At 67.6% G+C, this 19,254-nt stretch carries 20 protein-coding genes and 3 pseudogenes; 11 read left to right on the forward strand and 12 right to left on the reverse strand.

What is annotated here, in order from left to right; all coding sequences use genetic code 11:
- Window positions 1–6 precede the first annotated feature (6 nt).
- The 5 genes from ACFWVE_RS25740 (at window position 7) to ACFWVE_RS25760 (ending at window position 5,501) form a co-directional block, all read left to right on the forward strand.
- Window positions 7–2,484 carry a glycoside hydrolase family 2 protein gene (locus ACFWVE_RS25740; protein WP_384018392.1) on the forward strand — a complete coding sequence of 826 codons (2,478 nt, stop codon included), beginning with the start codon at window positions 7–9 and terminating at the stop codon, window positions 2,482–2,484.
- A 40-nt stretch (window positions 2,485–2,524) separates the two neighbouring features.
- Window positions 2,525–3,535, forward strand: coding sequence for a LacI family DNA-binding transcriptional regulator (locus tag ACFWVE_RS25745; protein WP_384018395.1), 1,011 nt, complete (start codon window positions 2,525–2,527; stop codon window positions 3,533–3,535).
- A 151-nt stretch (window positions 3,536–3,686) separates the two neighbouring features.
- Complete coding sequence (locus ACFWVE_RS25750) at window positions 3,687–4,514, forward strand: hypothetical protein (RefSeq protein WP_384018398.1); 828 nt, start codon at window positions 3,687–3,689, stop codon at window positions 4,512–4,514.
- The gene (locus ACFWVE_RS25755; protein ID WP_384018401.1) at window positions 4,444–4,827 is read left to right on the forward strand and encodes a hypothetical protein; all 384 of its coding nucleotides are present in this window, start codon (window positions 4,444–4,446) and stop codon (window positions 4,825–4,827) included. The genes ACFWVE_RS25750 and ACFWVE_RS25755 overlap by 71 nt, the downstream gene beginning before the upstream one ends.
- Window positions 4,824–5,501, forward strand: a complete 678-nt coding sequence (locus tag ACFWVE_RS25760) for an alpha/beta fold hydrolase (RefSeq protein ID WP_384018403.1) — start codon at window positions 4,824–4,826, stop codon at window positions 5,499–5,501. The genes ACFWVE_RS25755 and ACFWVE_RS25760 overlap by 4 nt, the downstream gene beginning before the upstream one ends.
- Before the next feature lie 45 nt (window positions 5,502–5,546).
- On the opposite strand, the gene ACFWVE_RS25765 is transcribed toward ACFWVE_RS25760, so the two are convergent.
- From ACFWVE_RS25765 to ACFWVE_RS25785, 5 genes and pseudogenes are all read right to left on the reverse strand, one after another.
- Window positions 5,547–6,545, reverse strand: a complete 999-nt coding sequence (locus ACFWVE_RS25765; RefSeq protein WP_384018406.1) for a glycosyl hydrolase — start codon at window positions 6,543–6,545, stop codon at window positions 5,547–5,549.
- A 587-nt stretch (window positions 6,546–7,132) separates the two neighbouring features.
- A pseudogene (locus tag ACFWVE_RS25770) lies at window positions 7,133–7,810 on the reverse strand (nucleotidyl transferase AbiEii/AbiGii toxin family protein).
- Window positions 7,811–7,815: 5 nt separating this feature from the next.
- Window positions 7,816–8,196, reverse strand: coding sequence for a hypothetical protein (locus tag ACFWVE_RS25775; RefSeq protein ID WP_384018448.1), 381 nt, complete (start codon window positions 8,194–8,196; stop codon window positions 7,816–7,818).
- 1,035 nt (window positions 8,197–9,231) lie between these two features.
- A complete protein-coding gene (locus tag ACFWVE_RS25780; RefSeq protein ID WP_384018451.1) occupies window positions 9,232–9,588 on the reverse strand; it encodes a transposase in 357 nt (118 codons plus the stop codon).
- Between the two features lie 6 nt (window positions 9,589–9,594).
- Complete coding sequence (locus ACFWVE_RS25785; protein WP_384018409.1) at window positions 9,595–9,810, reverse strand: hypothetical protein; 216 nt, start codon at window positions 9,808–9,810, stop codon at window positions 9,595–9,597.
- A 63-nt stretch (window positions 9,811–9,873) separates the two neighbouring features.
- On the opposite strand from ACFWVE_RS25785, the gene ACFWVE_RS25790 reads away from it, so the two are divergent.
- Entirely contained in the window at window positions 9,874–10,389 is a 516-nt protein-coding gene (locus ACFWVE_RS25790; RefSeq protein ID WP_384018412.1) for a GNAT family N-acetyltransferase, read from the forward strand.
- Window positions 10,390–10,781: 392 nt separating this feature from the next.
- Here the strand turns inward: ACFWVE_RS25790 and ACFWVE_RS25795 are convergent, their stop codons facing one another.
- The 4 genes and pseudogenes from ACFWVE_RS25795 to ACFWVE_RS25810 form a co-directional block, all read right to left on the reverse strand.
- Complete coding sequence (locus ACFWVE_RS25795; RefSeq protein WP_384018415.1) at window positions 10,782–11,294, reverse strand: SMI1/KNR4 family protein; 513 nt, start codon at window positions 11,292–11,294, stop codon at window positions 10,782–10,784.
- A 142-nt stretch (window positions 11,295–11,436) separates the two neighbouring features.
- Window positions 11,437–11,813 (reverse strand): annotated as a pseudogene (locus ACFWVE_RS25800) (IS701 family transposase); the annotation flags it as partial.
- A gap of 266 nt (window positions 11,814–12,079) precedes the next feature.
- Window positions 12,080–12,223 (reverse strand): hypothetical protein, encoded by a 144-nt coding sequence (locus tag ACFWVE_RS25805; RefSeq protein WP_384018418.1) that lies wholly within the window; start codon window positions 12,221–12,223, stop codon window positions 12,080–12,082.
- 26 nt (window positions 12,224–12,249) lie between these two features.
- Complete coding sequence (locus ACFWVE_RS25810; RefSeq protein WP_384018421.1) at window positions 12,250–13,266, reverse strand: threonine/serine dehydratase; 1,017 nt, start codon at window positions 13,264–13,266, stop codon at window positions 12,250–12,252.
- A gap of 11 nt (window positions 13,267–13,277) precedes the next feature.
- On the opposite strand from ACFWVE_RS25810, the gene ACFWVE_RS25815 reads away from it, so the two are divergent.
- Both ACFWVE_RS25815 and ACFWVE_RS25820 read left to right on the forward strand, forming a co-directional pair.
- The gene (locus ACFWVE_RS25815) at window positions 13,278–13,832 is read left to right on the forward strand and encodes a tyrosine-type recombinase/integrase (RefSeq protein WP_384018424.1); all 555 of its coding nucleotides are present in this window, start codon (window positions 13,278–13,280) and stop codon (window positions 13,830–13,832) included.
- An 8-nt stretch (window positions 13,833–13,840) separates the two neighbouring features.
- Window positions 13,841–14,035: a hypothetical protein gene (locus ACFWVE_RS25820; protein WP_384018427.1), complete on the forward strand. Its 195-nt coding sequence runs from the start codon at window positions 13,841–13,843 to the stop codon at window positions 14,033–14,035.
- 149 nt (window positions 14,036–14,184) lie between these two features.
- Here the strand turns inward: ACFWVE_RS25820 and ACFWVE_RS25825 are convergent, their stop codons facing one another.
- Complete coding sequence (locus ACFWVE_RS25825; RefSeq protein WP_384018430.1) at window positions 14,185–14,406, reverse strand: recombinase family protein; 222 nt, start codon at window positions 14,404–14,406, stop codon at window positions 14,185–14,187.
- Window positions 14,407–14,609: 203 nt separating this feature from the next.
- Window positions 14,610–14,942: a winged helix-turn-helix transcriptional regulator gene (locus ACFWVE_RS25830; protein ID WP_384018433.1), complete on the reverse strand. Its 333-nt coding sequence runs from the start codon at window positions 14,940–14,942 to the stop codon at window positions 14,610–14,612.
- A gap of 158 nt (window positions 14,943–15,100) precedes the next feature.
- Between ACFWVE_RS25830 and ACFWVE_RS25835 the strand changes: the two genes are divergently transcribed.
- Window positions 15,101–15,991, forward strand: a complete 891-nt coding sequence (locus ACFWVE_RS25835) for an NAD(P)-dependent oxidoreductase (RefSeq protein ID WP_384018436.1) — start codon at window positions 15,101–15,103, stop codon at window positions 15,989–15,991.
- A gap of 177 nt (window positions 15,992–16,168) precedes the next feature.
- Complete coding sequence (locus tag ACFWVE_RS25840) at window positions 16,169–17,041, forward strand: NAD(P)-dependent oxidoreductase (RefSeq protein WP_384018439.1); 873 nt, start codon at window positions 16,169–16,171, stop codon at window positions 17,039–17,041.
- A 109-nt stretch (window positions 17,042–17,150) separates the two neighbouring features.
- On the opposite strand, the gene ACFWVE_RS25845 is transcribed toward ACFWVE_RS25840, so the two are convergent.
- Window positions 17,151–17,699, reverse strand: a complete 549-nt coding sequence (locus ACFWVE_RS25845) for a Tn3 family transposase (RefSeq protein ID WP_384018442.1) — start codon at window positions 17,697–17,699, stop codon at window positions 17,151–17,153.
- Window positions 17,700–17,910: 211 nt separating this feature from the next.
- On the opposite strand from ACFWVE_RS25845, the pseudogene ACFWVE_RS25850 reads away from it, so the two are divergent.
- Window positions 17,911–19,089: pseudogene (locus tag ACFWVE_RS25850) on the forward strand (IS3 family transposase).
- The last annotated feature ends 165 nt before the right edge of the window (window positions 19,090–19,254 follow it).

Consider the following 19,254-nt stretch of genomic DNA (forward strand, 5'->3'; position numbering starts at 1 on the left):
TCCCGAATGAAGGCCCGCACCCCGCTCTCCCAGGGTTGGACACTGCGTCTGAACACCGACCGCCGCACCCCCGAGCAAGTGCCCCCGGAGCTGGCCGGGACCGCTGTGCCCGCGCAGGTGCCCGGCTGCGTCCACACCGACCTGATGGCGGCGGGCCTGCTGGCCGATCCGTACCTCGACCGCAACGAGGACGAGGTCGCGTGGGTGGGCCGCGCCGACTGGACGTACGCGACCGAACTGCCCCGGCGGGACACGGCCTTCGAACGCGCCGACCTGGTCTTCGACGGTCTGGACACGGTCGCAGCCGTCCATGTCGACGGCCGGCTGCTGGGCCGCACCCGCAACATGCACCGCTCCTACCGGTTCGACGTCACCGAACTGCTGACGGACGGACCCGCACCGCTCGAAGTCGCCTTCACCTCCGCCTACAGCGAAGCCGAGGAGGTGCGGACAGCGCTGGGGGAGCGGCCCAACTCCTACCCCGAGCCGTTCAACCACATCCGCAAGATGGCCTGCTCCTTCGGCTGGGACTGGGGCCCCACGCTGGTGACGGCCGGCGTGTGGCGCGAGGCGCGGATCGAGCAGTGGTCCACGGCCCGGCTGGCCGCGGTCCGTCCGCACATCACCGTCGCCGAGGACGGCACCGGCGTCGCCGAGATCGTCGTCGACCTGGACCGCACGGCGACCGGACGTGACCGCGCCCTGCGGCTGGTGGCCGCGGTCGGGGACGCGTCCGCGGAGATCGCCGTCGCCCCGGGGGAGAACACCGCCACGGTGACGGTACGGGTCCCGGACGCGGCACTGTGGTGGCCGCGCGGCTACGGTGACCAGCCGCTGTACGGCTGCGCAGTCGTTCTCAGCGATCCCGGCGGCAGTGAGGTCCTGGACACGTGGGAGCGTCGCGTCGGCTTCCGCACGATCGAGGTCGACACGTCCGCGGACGAGCACGGAAGCGCCTTCACTCTGATCGTCAACGGCACTCCCGTCTTCGCCCGGGGCGTGAACTGGATCCCCGACGAGGCCTTCCCCACCCGCGTCACGCCCGGCCGCTACCGTGCCAGGCTCACCCAGGCCGCCGAGGCGGGCGTGGACCTGGTGCGGGTGTGGGGCGGCGGGATCTACGAGGACCGGGCCTTCTACGACGTGTGCGACGAACTGGGCCTGATGGTCTGGCAGGACTTCCTGTTCGCCTGTGCCGCCTACCCGGAGGAGCAGCCGCTGCGCTCCGAGATCGAGGCCGAGGCCCGGGAGAACGTGGTCCGGCTGATGCCCCACCCGTCGCTGGTCCTGTGGAACGGCAACAACGAGAACCTGTGGGGCTTCGCCGACTGGGAGTGGGAGCAGGCCCTTGCGGGCGACTCCTGGGGCGAGGGCTACTACCTCGGCCTGCTGCCGCGCATCGTGGCGCAGACGGACCCGACCCGTCCGTACTGGGCGGGCAGCCCCTGGTCGGGATCGTGGGACCACACGCCCAACGACCCCGACCACGGCACCGCGCATTCGTGGGAGGTGTGGAACCGCCGTGACTACAGCGACTACCTCACCACCGTGCCGCGCTTCGTCGCCGAGTTCGGCTGGCAGGCGCCGCCGACGCTCGCCACGCTGGAACGAGCCCTGTCCGAAAGGCCGCTGACCGCCGATTCCCCCGGCATGCTGCACCACCAGAAGGCCGAGGACGGCAACGGCAAGCTGAACCGGGGACTCGCCCCGCACTTCACGGAGCCCGCCGACTTCGACACCTGGCACTACCTGACCCAGCTCAACCAGGCGCGCGCCGTCGCCGCGGGCGTCGAGCACTGGCGCTCCCACTGGCCGCGCTGCGCGGGCACGGTGCTGTGGCAGCTCAACGACTGCTGGCCGGTCACGTCCTGGGCGGCGATCGACGGCGACGGGCGGCTCAAGCCCCTCTACTTCGAGATGCGCCGGCTCTACGCCGACCTGCTGCTGACGATCCAGGACCGCGACGGCGACCTGGTGCTCGCAGGCTGCAACCAGAGTGCGGCGACCTGGGAGACCACCGTCACCGTCCGCCGGGTCGGGGCGGACGGCACGGTGCTGGCACAGGCCGAGGTCGTGCTGAAGGCGGCAGCACGGAGCGTGGCGCTGGAGCGGCTGCCGGAGTCGGTGATGCGGTTCGGTGACGTGCGCGAGGAATTCCTCGTCGCCGACACGGAGGGCCTGCGTGCGGTGCACTTCGCCTGCGCGGACCGAGAGTTCGCCTACCCCGCCGCCTCCTACGACGTCCGTGTCAGCGAGGACGGAGAGAGCGGCGCGCTGGTCACAGCTACGGCCCACGGGCTCGTGCGGGACCTGTTGCTCCAGGCCGACCGCCTGGACGCGCACGCCTGCACCGACCACGGGCGTGTGACGCTCCTGCCCGGCGAGAGCATGACGTGGCGGGTCACCGGCTGGCCGCAGCCCGATGCGGAGGCCGCCCGCGCGGCGCTGTACAGCGTCAACGGAGGCGGAGAAGTCCGTGAATGAGGCAAGGACACGCCGGTCGGGGCGCGTCACGATCGCTGACGTGGCGGCCCGGGCCGGTGTGTCCCGCGGAGCGGTGTCCCTGGCCTTCAACAACCGGCCAGGCGTGTCGGAGGCCACGCGTGAACGCATCATGGCGGCTGTGGCCGAGCTGGGCTGGGTGCCGAACCAGGCCGCGATCAAGCTGTCCGGTTCAGCGACCGGCGCCGGGGACACCGTCGGCCTGGTCATCGCCCGCCCCGCGCGGCAGCTCGGGCTCGAGCCCTTCTACATGGAGTTCGTCTCTGGGGCCGAGTCCGTCCTGGAGGAGCACGGCTGCTCACTGTTGCTCCACCTCGTACGGGACACCGACCAGGAGATCGCCGTCCACCGCCAGTGGTGGCAGTCCCGCCGGATCGCCGGCTCCATCCTGGTCGACATCCAGCAGAACGACCCCCGGATCACAGAACTGGCGACGATCGGGCTGCCCGCCGTGGCGGTCGGCCATCCGTCCCTGACCGGCGATTTCACCTCGGTGTGGACCGACGACGAAGCCGCGGTGCACGAGGCGGTGCGCTACCTCGCCGCCCTCGGACACAGACGGATCGCACGAGTGGGCGGCCATGCGGCGCTCGGCCACACCGTGATCCGTACCGCCGCACTGAACGCGATCGTGGCGGAACTGGGCCTGGAGCCGGCCCGCAGCGTCACCACCGACTACTCCGGTGAGCAGGGCGCACGCGCCACCCGCTCGCTGCTCGCCTCCCGGGAGCGGCCCACGGCGATCATCTACGACAACGACATCATGGCCGTCGCGGGTCTGTCCGTGGCCGCCGAGATGGGCCTGAGCGTGCCGAAGGACGTCAGCCTGGTCGCCTGGGACGACTCCCAGCTGTGCCGGCTCACGCACCCGAACCTGTCCGCCATGAGCCACGACGTCTTCGGCTTCGGCGCCGACGTCACCCGTCGGCTGTTCGACGTCGTACACCGCCGCAATCCCCCGTCGGGCCCCGCCGCGACACCCGTCCTGCTGCCCCGCGGCAGCAGCGCACCCCCGCACGAGACCACCGACTGACGGAAAGCCACCGGAGCGGTGGCCCGGGCCCGGGGCGCACCCCGCCCGGGCCACCTCCCGCTCCGCTTCTCTCCCACTGCTTCCCCTTGAGCCGAAAGGCAGGTTCGCCGTGCCCCGAAACCGCCGAAGAACCCTCGCTTCACTCCTCGCGGTGAGCGCCCTCGTCGTCGCAGCCACCGCCTCGTCCCCCGCCACCGCCGGGCCGGGCGGCCGGACCACCGACGCGTTCGTCCAGCGCGACGGGAGCACGCTGACACTCCAGGGCAAGCCGTTCCGCTTCGCCGGCACCAACCTGTACTGGCTCGGCCTGGACGAGAACGTGGGCGGCGTCGACCACCCCACCTACTTCCGGATCGATGACGCACTGAAGACGGCACGCGCGATGAACGCCACCGTCGTCCGCTCCCACACGCTCGGCACCTCCCTGGGCTGCCCGCAGTGCATCCAGCCGGAGGCCGGCGAGTTCAACGAGGACGCGTTCGCGCCCATCGACCACGCAATCGCCCAGGCCCGCGCCTACGGCCTGAGGCTGATCGTCCCGCTCACCGACCAGTGGGACTACTACCACGGCGGCTACCCCACGATGGCGAAGTGGCTCGGTCTGAGGGAACCGAAGGACTTCTACACCCACCCCCGGGCCAAGGCCGCCTACAAGGACTACGTCCGGCACGTGCTCGACCACGTCAACCCGCACACCGGTCTCGCCTACAAGGACGACCCCACGATCATGTCGTGGGAGCTGGGCAACGAACTGAACGACATGACCCGCGACTGGGTCGACGAGATGGGCGCCCACGTCGGCAAGCTCGCGCCCCGCCACCTCGTCTCCGCCGGCCGGCAGCAGGGAGTCGACGCCGCGGCCCTCGCGAGTGCCGCACGCCTATCTGTGGGGGACAGGCGTGGAGATCATGGCCAACTCCGACAACGTGCTCCGCTGCGGCCTGACCGACAAGCACGTCGACACCGGACTCCTGAGTGAGATCGTCGACCTGACCGCGACGCGACCATCGGTCATACGTGCCTCACCGACGGGGGTGAGGGGTGAGGCACACTATGCCTCTCCGGCGACGGAGTTCGCTCTGTCCCGCGTCGAAGTGGGCGCCGAGGCCGTGTGCCTGACCGACGCCGGACCGCAGGTGCTGCTCTGCCTCACCGGCGAAGCGCTGCTGGAAGCGGGCCCGGCCCTTGCCGCGGGTGCTGCCGCGTTCGTCCCGGCCGGCCGGCCCTGTGCGGTGTCCGGCGCGGGAGCGGTGCTCTACCGGGCTCGGGTGCCCCTGGGCGGTGTCTCGTGAGGCTCGCGACCCGGATCTGGGGCGACGGCCCTCGCACGGCTGTACTGGTGCACGGCATCATGTCGGACTCGCGCGGCTGGAGTCGCGTCGCCCCGGCGATCGCCGAGCACGGTTACCGGGTCGTCGCCGTGGATCTGCCAGGCCACGGAGCCAGCGGGCCCGCCCCGGTCTGCACACCCACCGCACTCGCCGCCGACCTGCTCGACACCCTGCCCGTGGCGCCCGACCTCGCCATCGGTCACTCACTGGGCTCGGCCGCGCTGCTGCTCGCCGTACCGCGACTGCGCTGCGCCCGCGCCGTCCACTGCGACCCCGCCTGGGTGCCCCGGAGCCGGGACCTGGACGGCCTGCGCGCCGGCAAACACGCCACCTGGCGGGAGCTGCGCGCCGCCCATCCCCGCTGGCACGACGATGACATCACCGCCGAGCGGCAGGCGCTCGCCACCTGGGACCCCGCGTCCGTCACCGCGCTCCAGCACCTGCCCGGCCTGCCGGACGTCCCCGCTGTCCCCTCGCTCGTCCTGCTCGCCGGTCCCAGCGAGCGGATCTCGCCGGCACAAGCCAGGGCACTGGGCCGTCGCGGCTGGCACGTACGCACGGTGGACGGTGCCGGGCACACCGTCCACCGTGACGATCCGGCCGGGTTCCTCCGGGCGCTGCGCGGCTGGCTCTGACCGGCACCGCCGGCAGACTCAGCCGCGCGGCGCCCGCGCCGGGCGTCAGGGCAGCACGACCTCCCCCTGGTTCAGCACACGGGGGTGGAAGTACGCCGCCTGGATCTCGGCGTTCGTGTTGTTCCCTCGCAGCTGTTCCGACCACATCATGAACCACGCCCACCTGGGCTGACTGTCGAGCAGTGCGGCGTTCGGCACTTTGCCCATCTCCGCAAGGGCCATGGGCTTTGTCCCCGCAATGTTTTGCATCTGCTGGTAGTCGGCGGAACTGGGGTGATTCTTGTACCAGACGTCCAGTGAGACGACATCCACGTACTGGTTGCCCGGGTAGTAGTTGCTCCAGCCGCCCGCCGGATTGTCCTGCACGTTCCACACCCAGATCAGATTGTCCAGCCCTTTCGTCCCGGCGAGGTAGTCACGGGTGATCTGATAGAGGCGCGCGCTGCCGTTCGCTCCGGAACGGTTTCCCCACCAGTTCCACGATTCGTTCATTTCGTGCAGCGGCCGGAAGAGGACCGGAACACCCGCGTTCTTCAGTTGCTGGAGGTAGGGGACGGCTTCGTCGAGGCGCCGCTTCCAGGCGTTGTTCAGGGCGCTTCCCTCGGTGATGATCTGCGAGAACTGAGCGCTGGATATGTTCGACTTCACACCGCCTTCGAACGCGCAGGAGCTGCCCCCGGTCGGGGGGCAGACGTGCCAGGTGAGGGTGACCAGCGAGCCGTTCGCCCACTCGGTCTTCGCCTGGTCGACCACCCGCTGGCGGTTGGCCACATCGGTGGCGTTGAACATCAGGTCGCCGCCCCAGAGGCCGGGGTACTGCCCGGTCACGTCCTTGACCTGCTGCGTGTACTGCCCGGGCGCGGAAGCCGGCTCCTTGTTGTGCTGACCGGAAACGGTATGGTTCCCGGAAATGGAGCGAAGGTAGTTCAGCACCGTCTGTTTGGGGGTGGGGGGAAACGCCTGCGCGGATTCCGTCGCAGGCCAGACGAGGATTGCTGCGGCGACAGCCGCGACAGTTGCGACGAAGGCGACGCAGTGCCTCATTCTTCTCATGGGCATTCCAGCTTTCATGGTCGACCGGAATTCGCTTCGCCATCAAGGTGGCCGCTGCGGAGGCAGTCGTCAATGGGGTGGATCGCCTTCTGCAACCATCCTGCGGGATGTTTTACTTAACGTTTCCTGAACGTCGTCGAGAAGGTGGCTCCTTATGCCCCTTGCGCGTTTCATGTCGCGGCTCGCCGGTCGGTCATTCTCGAACGTCCGGGCCGTGACGGGCCGCCGCCGACTCACCCGCCGCGCGGCCAGAGCCCTTGTATGTCGGGCGCTATTGCGCGCGCTCCGGGGGCTCACCCTCTGTTCGACGCCTGGGGCGTACCGGAGAAACGTTCCCAGGGGACGGCCTGCCTCCGGAGGACCGTGAGGTGCAGACCGCCCGTCGACGAGAATCTGCGCTGCGTCAGCGGGCACAAGGATGGCCTGCTCGGCGTCACCGACAGCCGCTCGCGGTCCGTCCGCGCCTCCCCGAGGGCGACTGCCGTGCTCGCGGTAGCAGCGGCGCCCCCCCAAGTTCGCCGCGACGTTTCTCGACTCTTGCCCGGATTACTCGCGATCGTGATCGCATCCGGACGTGCTCAGTCGATGTCCGGATCATCGGCCTCCTCGATGAGGCGAGCAGCGAGGTCGTCCGCCCATTCCACGGCCCAGGTGCGGAGAGCGGTGATGGTGGCGTCGTCGAGGCCGTAGGTGGCGAAGGCGTCGTCGTCGGTCCACTCGGTGCCCGTGAGGTTCGACTGCAGGTCCTCCCGTTCGAAGCGGCGGCGGGCGTGGCGGCGGCCGAACTCCTCGAGCTCGGCGTTGGTCCAGCGGCGGGAGGCGGCGGGAGGCGGCGAACACGTCGATCAGGTCGCGGGGCGCTCCGCGTCGGCGAGGGCGCGGACCTTGGTCCCGATCACGTCCTCCTCCGCGAGGACGGGCCCGTACGGGCTCTGGGCGACAGGCCGCCAGAAGATCCCCTTGAGGATGTCGACTTCGCATTCCTGCCCGGTGGCCGGGTCGGTCACGGTGAAGCGGGCGGACAGCGGGGCGGTCTCCAGCGCGTGCACCTTCCAGCCGCGGGCTTCCAGGCCGGCGCGGAGCGTGGCGGCGATGTCGGCCATGGGCGCCGGGTTCTCGGTGGCGACGTCGAGGTCCTGGCTGGGGCGGTTCACCAAGCGGTGTGCCCGCACGGCGTATCCGCCGGTGAGAACCAGTGGATACGGGGAGCCGAGCGCGATCACATCTGCCAGGAGCCGCGTGTGCAGCTCCGGCATGTCCGTCACGCGGCTGCCCTGGTGCGGGAGGCGAGCTGGGGGAAGGCGTCTTCCCACACGGTGCGCACGGTGCGGCCGACGAGTGTGCGCAGCACCGGCCACAGCTGGAGGAGCAGGTCCCGGTTGAGGTAGCGGGGCAGGTCCTCGTGCAGGACGGTGCGGTACAGGCCCATGCGCTGGCGAGGCTTGCCCAGGTCGTACGAGGTCATCCCGGACCAGGCCATGTGCAGTGGCAGCTCCACGATCCCCTGGGCCGGGCCGGACAACTCATCCAGCGACTCCGGCAGACGACGCCGGAACTTCTCCCGGTAGAGCGCGAGGTCCTGGGCGTCTGCGCCCGAGATGTCGCTCGGCGTGGGTGCGGCGGGCTGTGGGCTGGAGGGTATGACTCCATTATGGCGGCCTGAGAAGCGGTGCGGGTCATGATGTTCGAGCCTGCGTCCAGAGTGAGCGGGAGCGGGCTCGTGCAGGCAATCTGGTCGTGGCGGCCTCTTCCACCCGAGGAGGAGGGATGGGCTGTTGGTCATGACGCTCATCTGACGCTCTGGACGCCCGCACCCGGGACAGAGAGTCGATAATCCGGCTCTGACCTGGACTTTTCTGTAACTCGCCCAGGCCGACATCTTTTCGATGACGTCGCATGTTGAGTGCGTGGCGATTCTGGAGCCTGCCACGAAGGGCCTCTGACCTGCTGGTTCTTATTGTTCCCAAGTTCCGGGCGGGTGGGGTCGACCTGTTTCCCAAGGTGCACGACGTGGACCTTTTCGAGGCACCTGGTTGTGCGGCTGACCTGCATCTTTGTGGAATTGTGTGGGGATGATGGATGCGTTGCCGCGACTCGGAGGGCGCGGTCGTGACGCTCGTTTGACGCTGATGTTGCGGCGCTTCAGGTATGAGGTGGACGGTCGATTGATCGACGGCCAGGCCGAGGGCGACGACGCTGCGTGCGCCGAAGCTCTCAGTGATCCAGCGGCTCTCCGTTCTGATCGCGGACTACGGCGGGATCGCCGCGCTGTTCGATGTGGTGTTCGGATGGGCCAAGCCGAAGGCTTGCCTATCGTTCGCATTGCCTCGGTTCACCGAAGACCGCGGAGGGTTCTTGTAGACACTGCCCTCTTGCCGCGCTGCGCGAACGCCGCTCACGCGGCAATGGCGCAGGTGGCGATGGCGCGGGTGGCGTGAGGCAGGCCAGTGGGAACCGACGGAGCTGTGGGTTGCGGCTTCACTCCACTTGGGCGGCCGACTGTGTGGCCAGCAGGCTGCGGCTCGGTTCTGTCTCTCCGATCACGATCGCAGAGAGCATGTCGATGACAGGCTGGTTCGCGCTCTGGCCGTCGGGATGGTGTTCGGCGCCTGCCCGGGTCGCGTGGTTGGCAACGCCGCCCGAAGTCGGTGGCACGTCGCTCCCGAGAGCTCTCGGTTTACCCGAGTCCAAGATCGAAACGTCCTTGAAGCACCGGACGTTGCCGGCGGCGAGTCCTTCGACGCCCCGGTGGCGTGCTGATGGGCGCGGATTGAGGTGGAGTTGATGTTGGGATTCCAGTCGATGTCGCCCGTGGCGTCGGCGACGGCCTGGACGTGTTGGAGCAGCTTCTTCCAGGTGTCGTCGGCCGACCACAGCATGTGGCGTTTGTGGACGGTTGCCACGGGCCGAAGCGTTCGGGCGGCTCGCGCCACTGGCAGCCGGTGCCGAGTCGTTGGATGATCCCGTTGATCACCGGGCAGCGGTCCCGCCACCGGCCGCACCGATTGTCGCCCGTGGGCAGGAGCGGTTCCAGGACCGCCTACTCGTCGCTGAGATCCCCTCTGTTGAGCATGATCAGAGCAACGAGCTGCCGCGCAAAGGGATTGACCTTCAGCAAGCGAAAGCCCCGGTCAGCAGTCCGGAAAGGAGTTGCCCGGCAGAAGGAAGGGCTACTACCCTCACGCTGGCGCGACAGACGCGTGATCTCAGGATGAGGAGGTTGATGAATATGGCTGCCGTTGGTCGTCATCAGCATGCCCTCATCCGGCCCGTGCGATAACAGAGCGCGGCCGGTCGTTCCAACGACCAGGAGAGACACATGTCTTCCTCTTCTTCACACGTCCACGCCGACGTGGTCACCAAGCGCCTCGTCCTGCGGCCCTGGACCAGAAGCGAGGCCATCGCGGTCCTCGACGACACCCGGCCCCCGCACTGGGCGGACGACTTTCCCGCCGAAGGCGATCGGGTGGTCGCGGGCCTCTTCGAGCAGTACCCCGACTGGCTTGGCCCCTACGGCCACCGCCTGGTGATCGAGCGCGACAGCGGCCTGGTGGTGGGCTCCATCGGCCTGTTCTGGCCGCCCAGCGAGGGGGTCCTTGAGATCGGCTACGGCATCGTAGTCTCCCGGCGTGGCCGAGGCTATGCCCCCGAGGCCACCAAGGCCCTCGCCGACTTCACCCTCACCTTGCCAGATGTCCACACTGTGTCCGCCGACGTGGAACTGTCGAACCCGGCCTCAGTCCGAGTACTGGAGAAGGCCGGCTTCCGCCGTTGGACGACTGGGAAGAACGTAGTCAAGTTCAGGATCTCGAACCCGGACCGCGATCTACGCTGATTGCGTGGGGTCCTGGAAGCAATGCCCTCCAGGACCCATCCGCGGTCGCTGAATTCCCGGGCTACCAGCGTGATCGGAGAGACGGGACCTAGTGCAACGGTGCTTGCTCTGAGTGCTGGGCGGTTTTCGGGGGCTGTGTCCGCGTCGTTTGTAGTGACTCAGCCGCGCCGGATATTTGCCGTCTCCGGCGCCATGTCGACCAGTGCAGGATGTGGCCGGCAGGGGTGGGACGGCGGTGGGTGAGGCGGGTGATCAGACGTTTGATTTCGCCGAGGCTGAGGTGGATGAGCTGGGATCCGTTTCTGCCATCTTCCACCGCCCATGGGCTGCCGGTGTCGGCGTACGGGCGAATGTACTGAGCCGTGTACAGCTGAACGTGCACAGCGGCACTATCAACGGCTGCGGCTCAACCACTGCCCGTACCAGTCGCGGAAGTCCGGCCCCGGGCTCAGCGCGTCACCGCAGCCGAGGTCGTCAGTCCAGACCTGCCCGCGATCAGGGCCGGTGACCACTAGCCGGTAGAAGGAGCCGCAACCGATTTCGGCGGTAACGAGCGAGCCGGTGAACCAGCACGGTGAGAAGTCCTCCTCACCGGGGGCGTGCTCCGCACAAACGGACCGCTCGGGCGAGGGCCGGAACGGCCCGTCGTGTGGGAAGGGAACGGGCAGCAGGTCCAGGTCTTCCTGCCAGTCCAGCCACGACTTGCTGCCGAACTCGTACAAGCCGTACGCCGGCCCGGCGCCCCCACTGCTCACCGTAGTGATGAACGACCGGTAGGAGGCAGGGAGCTTGAAGCGGTGCGCCCGCTCATGACGGGCTACGACGGCCTCCGGTACGGGCGGAGCCAGCCTCCACTGGTGCCTGCGAGCACCGAAGACCCGGCACTCGGGATCGGTCTCAGCCATCGCCCGTATCTGCTCACGCACCTCGTCGGCATCCCACACACCTGCACGTTACTGCCGACACTCCCCGGCCTGTCCGCGCCCCGCACCGCCCGCCGCTCTGAGTACGTTCATCTGTACGCGGCTGAGTACTTTCGCGAGTACGCCGACAGCCGGCGATGCGGATGAGCTCGTCCAATGCGGTGCCGGCGATGGAGTAGGAGATCTCCTCGGGTCTGCTCACGCTGCGGCGGGCGATCACCCAGTGCCGGCGGTCCTCGCGGTGCCAGGGCCGGACCTCTACGCGGGCCCAGTCATAGATCCGCCGGCCGTGGGTCCCCTCGTCGCAAGAATGGCGTTTCCACTTCTGCCGCGGCAGAGCGGGGAACAAGTCGTGGAGGGGTGATCGATGGACCATCGGATGACGACGGTGTTGTGCCGGGTGGTGGCCATGACGTGGAAGACGTCCGCCTGCTCCAGCTCGAACCGCCAGCCCTTGCTGAAGCCGTAGGCGGTGTCCGCCGTCACCGATCCGAACGGGTTCTTCTCCGTGTGTAGTCGACGACGTAGTTCACCTCCTTGACGATGTCGTCGGGGCCGGCGCCCGCGGCGGTGAGGGCGGTGGTGATGCTGCGGGCGATCACGGCGGCCTGGGCTGCGTGATCCCGCCGGTGGCTGGAGGTGTCCCCAGGCGACCTGCCCGGAGAGGTGGATGAGTCGACGGCCGGTGGTCGTAACGACCTAGCCGATGAGGCCGGGTGCGGCGTGCGAACCCGGAGGGTCGATGCGCTGAACGGCCACGGGGCGGCTCACTTCCAGTGAGTGGTGGTGAGAGTCGTGGTGAGGCTGTCGATGCGGGCGATGTCGTCCGGTTCGGTGCTCGCCCAGGCGATGGTCCAGGACGTCCAGGCCGTTGCCGAAGCCAACGGCGGCATCGCCTGGGACATCAACATCGACTCCACCTCGGTCCGAGTAATTGTCAAGACGTGTGGATGGGAGCCGGGCCGACCCAGCGGTGGTAGGCGTCTACGTCGACGTTGCTGCCGCACACGATGGTGGCTACGTGTCGGCCGGCGAAGCGGTCACGGTCTTCGAGGATCGCCGCCACGCCGAGCGCGGCCGACGGCTCGACGACGAGGCCGGCGTGGTCGAGGAGCAACCGCATACCGGCGATGATCGATGCCTCCTGGACCAAAACGGCGTCGTCGGCTACCAGGAGTAGGTCGTCCAGGACGGTCGGGATGGGACGCCGGCCGGCGACGCCGTCAGCGATCGTGTTGGTCGAGTCGGTAGTGACCACTCGTCGCATGCGCCACGAGTGTGTCATCGCCGGTGCGCCCAGCGGCTGGACGCAGATCACCTCGACCTCGGGCGCCAGGGCCTTCACCACATGCCCCACACCGGTGGCCAGCGCCCCACCGCCGAGAGCGATCAGGACGGCGTCGAACGACAGCTCGGTGCCCACCAGTTCCAGGCCGATGGTCGCCGCGCCCTCGCAGGTTTCGATGTCCAGGCTGTCTTCGACCAGCCGGATGCCGTCGTACCGCGCGATGGCCGCCGCCCGCTCGCGCGCCATCTCGTGGTCTCCGTCCACCAGCTCCAACCCGGCGTCCAACGCGCGGATGCGATCAAGCTTGGCCCGAGTCGCAAAGCGGGATGCCACGACTGTGACGTCGATCCCCCGGCCGCGACCGGACCACGCAAGGGCTTGGCCGAGGTTGCCCGCGCTCGCGCACACCGCGGCTCGCGAGGCATCGTCGGCCAGCAGGCTCGCGACTACCTCGGTGCCGCGGGCCTTGAAGCTGCGGACCGGGTTCGCCGTTTCCAGCTTGATGCTCATCGTGCACCCGAGGCCGGGCTCCAGCGCCTCGCAGCGGTAGAGCGGAGTGTCAAGAAAGACCGGGTCGATTACCTGGCGAGCCGCTCGGATCCGAGCAGTGTCGAGACGCGTTTCCTGCACGACACAGCAGCGTAGCGCCACCAGTGCCGCTTCCATGAGTAACTGTGATGAAACGCGAAGCCCTGGTCCCCATCGACGAGGAAATCCACAAGCTCATCATCGACCAGCAGCAACTTGTCCTTGCCCGTTGGACCGAGGGCTGCTCGCATCTATTTCCCCGGCCGACGAAGAACCCCGCCCGGCCGCTATCCGACCGCGAGCTCCACCTACCGGCTGGTCCTCTACCGCTGGCTCACCTCTGCGAAGTCCGTGACGAGCACGGGCGGCCCGCCCACTGCACCCCTCACCAGTGGCGTCATACTCTGGGCACCCGAATGATCAACCGGGACGTCCCGCAAGAAGTTGTACGCCGCATCCTCGACCACGACACCGCCGAGATGACCGCGCACTACGCGCGGCTGCATGACACCACGGTCCGTGAGCACCGGGAGAAGCCCCGCAAGGTCAACATCAGCGGGCAGGCCATCGAACTCGACCCCGACGGACGACTCGCCGAGGCGGCCTGGTCCAAGCAGCGGCTTTCCGGGCCACCCAGGCCCTGCCGAACGGCTACTGAGGGCAGCCCCTCCAGCAGTCCTGCCCGCACTCAAATGCCTGCCTGACCTGCCCGATGTTCATCACCATCCCCGATTTTCTCCCCCAGCACCGCCAACACCTCAGCGACATCCTGCAGATCATCACGGCCGTCGAAGCCCTCGGCCAGCAGCGGCTCGTCGAGTTGAACACCTGGGTCCTGGACAACCTCGACACCACTCTGACATCCGACGCCCCCGACAGTCCGAAGGACATCGCCGATACCGGCTGACAACACCGCCCACCTGGTTACTTCCGAACGTCGGCGGCACGAGCCCACCCGCTCCAAGACCATCCAGGCCCTGCGCGAACTCGAGTGCACCGGACCCCGGTCACCTTTGAGACGGTTGCCCGCAACGTCGCCGTTTCCCGCTCCTGGCTCTACACCCAACCCGATATCCGCACCGAGATCGAGCGGCTCCGCCAGGTGCCGGACTTCTTGTCTGCGAAGATCCGATTGCAGCCTGCTTCGGTGAGGACGTGGATCTGCCGCTCGAGCAACTGTCCCTGGGGCGAGACGCGGGCGTACCCGACGAGCGCGCCCCGCACGGCGGGGACCGAGGCGAGGAGATCGGCGGTGTCGCCGTCCGAAGGCGTCTTCACCCGCGAGATCGGACAGAAAACGGTGGCCCTGAAGTTCTTGAGCACACCGACTTTTTGAATCCGTTTCTCACACACATTCCGGCGCCGTTCCGGCTGCAGCCCCGCCGCTTACTGATCTTGTTGAGGGATCGGTCAATTCTCGAATACGAGAGTGTCTGAGAGGTTCCTCCGGCACGTCACGTGCCGGAGGAACGGAGGACTGGCTAGGGGATGGCCTCGATGCGCTCCATATGCTCCTCGCCCCACTCCCCGAGTGGTGCGAGTGCCGTGTTGAGGGAGCTGCCGAACTCGGTCAGCGAGTACTCCACCTTGGGCGGGACCTGGTGGTAGATCTCGCGGTGCACCAGGCCACTGGCCTCCATCTCCCGGAGTTGAAGGATCAGCATTCTCTCGCTGATACCGGGCACCGCCCGCCTCAACTCTCCGAAACGCAACGGCCCCTCCTCACCGAGCGAAAACAGGATTAGCCCCTTCCACTTACCGCCCATGACGGCGATGGCGGCGTCGAGCCCGCAGATATAGGTCCGCTTGGTCATCAGCACTCCTACTGACAAAAGTGTGGGTACCGAACAGAATTGTAGGTACTTGATCAAATGTATGTGGGGCTTCCAGAATGGAATCGGGAGCCGCGCCGGACGCGCTGATCGGCGATTGCGTGGCTGCTCAACCATTCGACTGCTGACTGGAGTGACGCATGACCAGGGATGTCCCCATACCCGTGACCGTCGTCGGGCTGGGGTCGATGGGCCGGGCGCTGGCCGGAGCGTTCGCCGACGCAGGGCACCCGACAACGGTGTGGAACCGCACGCCGGCCAAGGCCGCACCGTTGGTGGCCAAGGGCGCCGTCCATGCCCGGGTGGTGGAGGCCGCGATCGAGGCGAGCCCGCTGATCATCACATGCCTGACCACCTTCGAAGACACTCGCTCCGCCCTGGAGCCGGCTGCGGCGGCGCTGTCCGGGCGTGCCCTTGTCACGTTGAACAGCGGTTCGCCCGCCGGCGCCCGCGCCATGGCTGCCTGGGCGACCGGCCGTGGCGCCCGGTTTCTGGCCGGAGCGGTCAAGAACGTGCCGGAGGCCGTGGGAGCGCCGGACACGCTGTTGTACTACAGCGGAGACAAGACAGTGTTCGACGAGTACGAGACGACGCTGAAGGTACTGGGTGGCGACACCGTCCATCTCGGAGATGAGACCGACCTCGCCGCCCTGTACGAGATGGCCGTGGGCGCCATGCTGCTGCCCGCGCTCGTCGGTTTCTTCCAGGGGGCTGCGGCCGTTCAGGCTCGTGGGCTGGAGGCGAGCAGCATGGTGCGGTTCGCCGGGAAGTGGCTGGACATGATCAAGTCTCTGCTACCGGTCTACGCCACAGAAATCGACAGAGGCGATTACACCGATGCCGCCTCCTCCGTGAACCTCTTCCACGCGGGCGCGGCCCATGACATGGAACTGACCAAGGAGACGAACGTCGACGTGGCCTGGCTCGCTCCACTGCACGACCTGGTAGAGCGGGCGGCTGCGGCGGGTCACGGCGACCACAGCATCTCGGCCCTGACCGAAGTACTCAGGAAGCCGGCACAGAAAGCGTAATACGACAGCTGTTCCGAGGCGCACGTTCCCGCGGATCGGTCCATGGTCGTGGGCACCGTCACGCCGCCTGCGACAGGTTGCGACGGTCACCCGGCGCAGGTCGCTCGGCGACGGAACGGCACGTTCAAGCCTCACCCGGAAAAACGTTCAGGCTTTGATGTGACGGTAAGGGGTGCCATGAGCAAACACGATGTAACGGTCATTGGGCTCGGACCAATGGGACGTGCGATGGCGAGCGCGTTCCTCGGCAAGGGCTACCGGGTCACGGTCTGGAACCGGACCGCGGGCAAGGCGGACGAGCTGGTGGGCGCGGGAGCACATCGGGCCGCCACGGTCCACGACGCGCTCGCCGCGAGCGAACTGGTGATCCTCAGCCTGACGGACCACCACGCGATGTATGCCGTCCTTGAGTCGGCCACCGACGCGCTGTCCAGCCGGGTCCTCGTCAATCTCAGCTCGGACACACCCGAGAATGCCCGCAGGGCTGCGCGGTGGGCGTCAGGACACGGTGCCCGGTACCTCACCGGAGGTGTGCAGGCTTCACCCCCGGGCATCGGGCAGCCCGGGTTCTCCACCTTCTACAGCGGGCCCAAGGAGGTATTCGACGCACACCTGGAGGCTCTGGAGGTGCTTACCGGCACGGACTACCGCGGCGAGGACCCAGGGCTGGCGGCGTTGTACTACCAGGTCGGGATGGATCTGTTCTGGACGACGGTGCTCGGCTGGCTGCACGCCCTCGCACTGGCGGATGCCCACGGCGTCTCGGCCGAGGAAATCCTGCCGTCTGCATCATCCGTGCTGTTCGGAATGCCGGACTTCCTGACCTTCTACACACAGCGGATCGACGCGGGTGAGTACCCGGGCGACATCGAAAGGCTCGCCATGGGTGTGGCGAGCGTCGACCATGTCCTGCAGACCGCCAGGGATGCGGGGGTCGACACCTCGTTACCGACGGCGGTCCTGGGGATTTTCCGGCGAGGCACAGCAGCCGGCCATGCCGACGACAGCGCGACCAGCTTGATCGAGGTCCTGAAGAGGCCCACCGCGTAGCCACTGCGCGCCGGTCCGGCTCACGCGCGGTCTCAATCGGCACCGCGAATCCCGCTGTCTCCTTGTTGGCCCCGTCCTACTCAAAGGGCGGTACTGGTGAGGCTCGTCATCAGCTGACCGACGAAGACCAAGTCGGCACGCTACCTATGGTGGCTGTTCCACGCCGGCCCCTCAGCCTTACGGCCTGCCTCGCCCGTCGTCGCGGTCGTCCGGCTCGTCGTCTGCGTGCGGGGCGCGCAGCGGGCGCCGCCCAGGTACTGCGGGCCGGGTGGAGGCGTAGCGGCCGAGGAATTGATGTGGTCGTACTGTAGCGGGGACAAGCGGGCGAGGAGCTCGTCGGTGACGGGGAAGCCGACTGCTTGACGGCGGCGTCGATGTAAAGGCTGTTGAACAACACCACAGTGTGCAGGGCCAGGCCGAGCGCGCCCAGCTGTTCCTCCATGCCCTCGCGGTAGTGCTGACGCAGTTCACCTCTCTGCCCGAAGAAGATCTTCCGGGCGAGGCGGTGGCGGGCCTCGGTGACGTTGAGCTGAACTCCGATCATTCGGGGGTATCCCTCGTCGGAGACGAACTGGAGCAGGTGCAGGGTCTTGAAGATCCGCCCGTACTGCGCGAAGGCGTCCCCCAGTCCGGTGGGCTTGCCGTCTCGGGAGAGCACGCGGACGCTGCTGTACCCGCACAGACACTCCCTGAACCGTCGCACCCGACAGCCCGGACGGCCGCCCCCGACCCTCAACGAGGGGCAAAGTGTCCATGCAACTAAATACGACGCAGTGTCCGTGATGACAGTCTCGGGCTTCGGTGAGGGGCCACGAAGTTTCCGGACAGGCACCCAATAGGGTTGTCCTGAACAAGGAAACGAGGAAGAAGTGGCGCCACTCATTAAGTACTCGCCGGAGTTCCGCGAGGAAGCCGTCCAGATCGCGTTGAGGTCAAGCAAGACGATCTCCGAAGTCGCCCGGGAGCTTGAGCTGAACTCGGAGACGCTACGCGGCTGGGTGAAGAAGTACCAAAGCAGCAGGAACCGGCCCCCGGTACGGAACCGGCGGTGAACGAGCGGGCGCGACTGAAGGAACTCGAACGACGCAACCGCGAGCTGAAGATGGAAGTTACCTTCTTGAAAAATCCGCAGCGTACTTCGCGAAGGATCCCCGGTAGCAAGCAAGTACGAGTTCATCGACGAGATGCGACTCGACACCGAGGAGTACGCATATAGCGTCGAGTTCATGTGCGGTCGGCTCGGCGTATCCAGTTCCGACTACTACGACTGGGGCTCCCGCCTGGAATCCGCGACAGCCCAGCGGCGCGAAGAATTGAAACTGCTCGTCGGGAAAGCCTTCGACATGTCCGACAGCACCTACGGGCACCGGCGCATCCAGGCCCAGCTGCACCGCTGGGGCGTCGCCGCGGGCGTGGAGCTCGTCCGCCGCCTCATGCGCGAACCGGGCCTGGTGCCCTGCCAGCCACGACCCAAGAGGTTCAACCTCACTCAGGCTGCGGCCGGCCGGGCGCCAGACCTCGTCGGCCGCGACTTCACCGCGGATGCGCCCGGTGAAAAACTCGTCGGCGACATTACCCATGTCGCGATCGGGGAAGGCCGGCTGTACCTCGCGACGGTCATCGACTGCTGTACGAAGGAAGTGGTCGGCTACGCGATGGACGACCACTACCAAACCCCGCTGATATCCAGGGCGATCAGCAACGCGGCACGAAACAGGAACTTCTCGGCCGATGCGATGTTTCACTCCGGCCGCGGCAGCAGCTACATGTCGGCCGAGTTCGGGAAGACGCTCGACCGGTTCGGGCTCCGCAGATCTTCCGGTCGCACCGGGATCTGTTTCGACAACGCCATGGCCGATTCATTCTTCGCCGCCCTGAAGAACGAGCGTGTATCAAGGGTGACTTACCTGACCCGCGAGGCCGCCCGGCAGGACATCACTCGCTACATCGAATTCTGGTACAATCGCAAACGCCTCCACTCGGCGGTGGGTTACCGCCCTCCGCGCGAAGTCCACGCCGAGTATGAGAAGTTGCGAATCGTCGCGTGAATATAGAGGGTCAGGAGCCTGTCCGGAAAACGCGTGGCCCCTCAGCCTCGCCGAAACGAGGCGCCTGATCACCCAGGGTCCGTTGCATGATTGCACTTCGTCCGGAACATCGGGTTGGTCCGGTGGTGGAGTGGACGTCCCGGTTCGGGCAGGGGTGAACGCAGC

Source organism: Streptomyces sp. NPDC058632 (assembly GCF_042717095.1).
Lineage (GTDB): Bacteria > Actinomycetota > Actinomycetes > Streptomycetales > Streptomycetaceae > Streptomyces.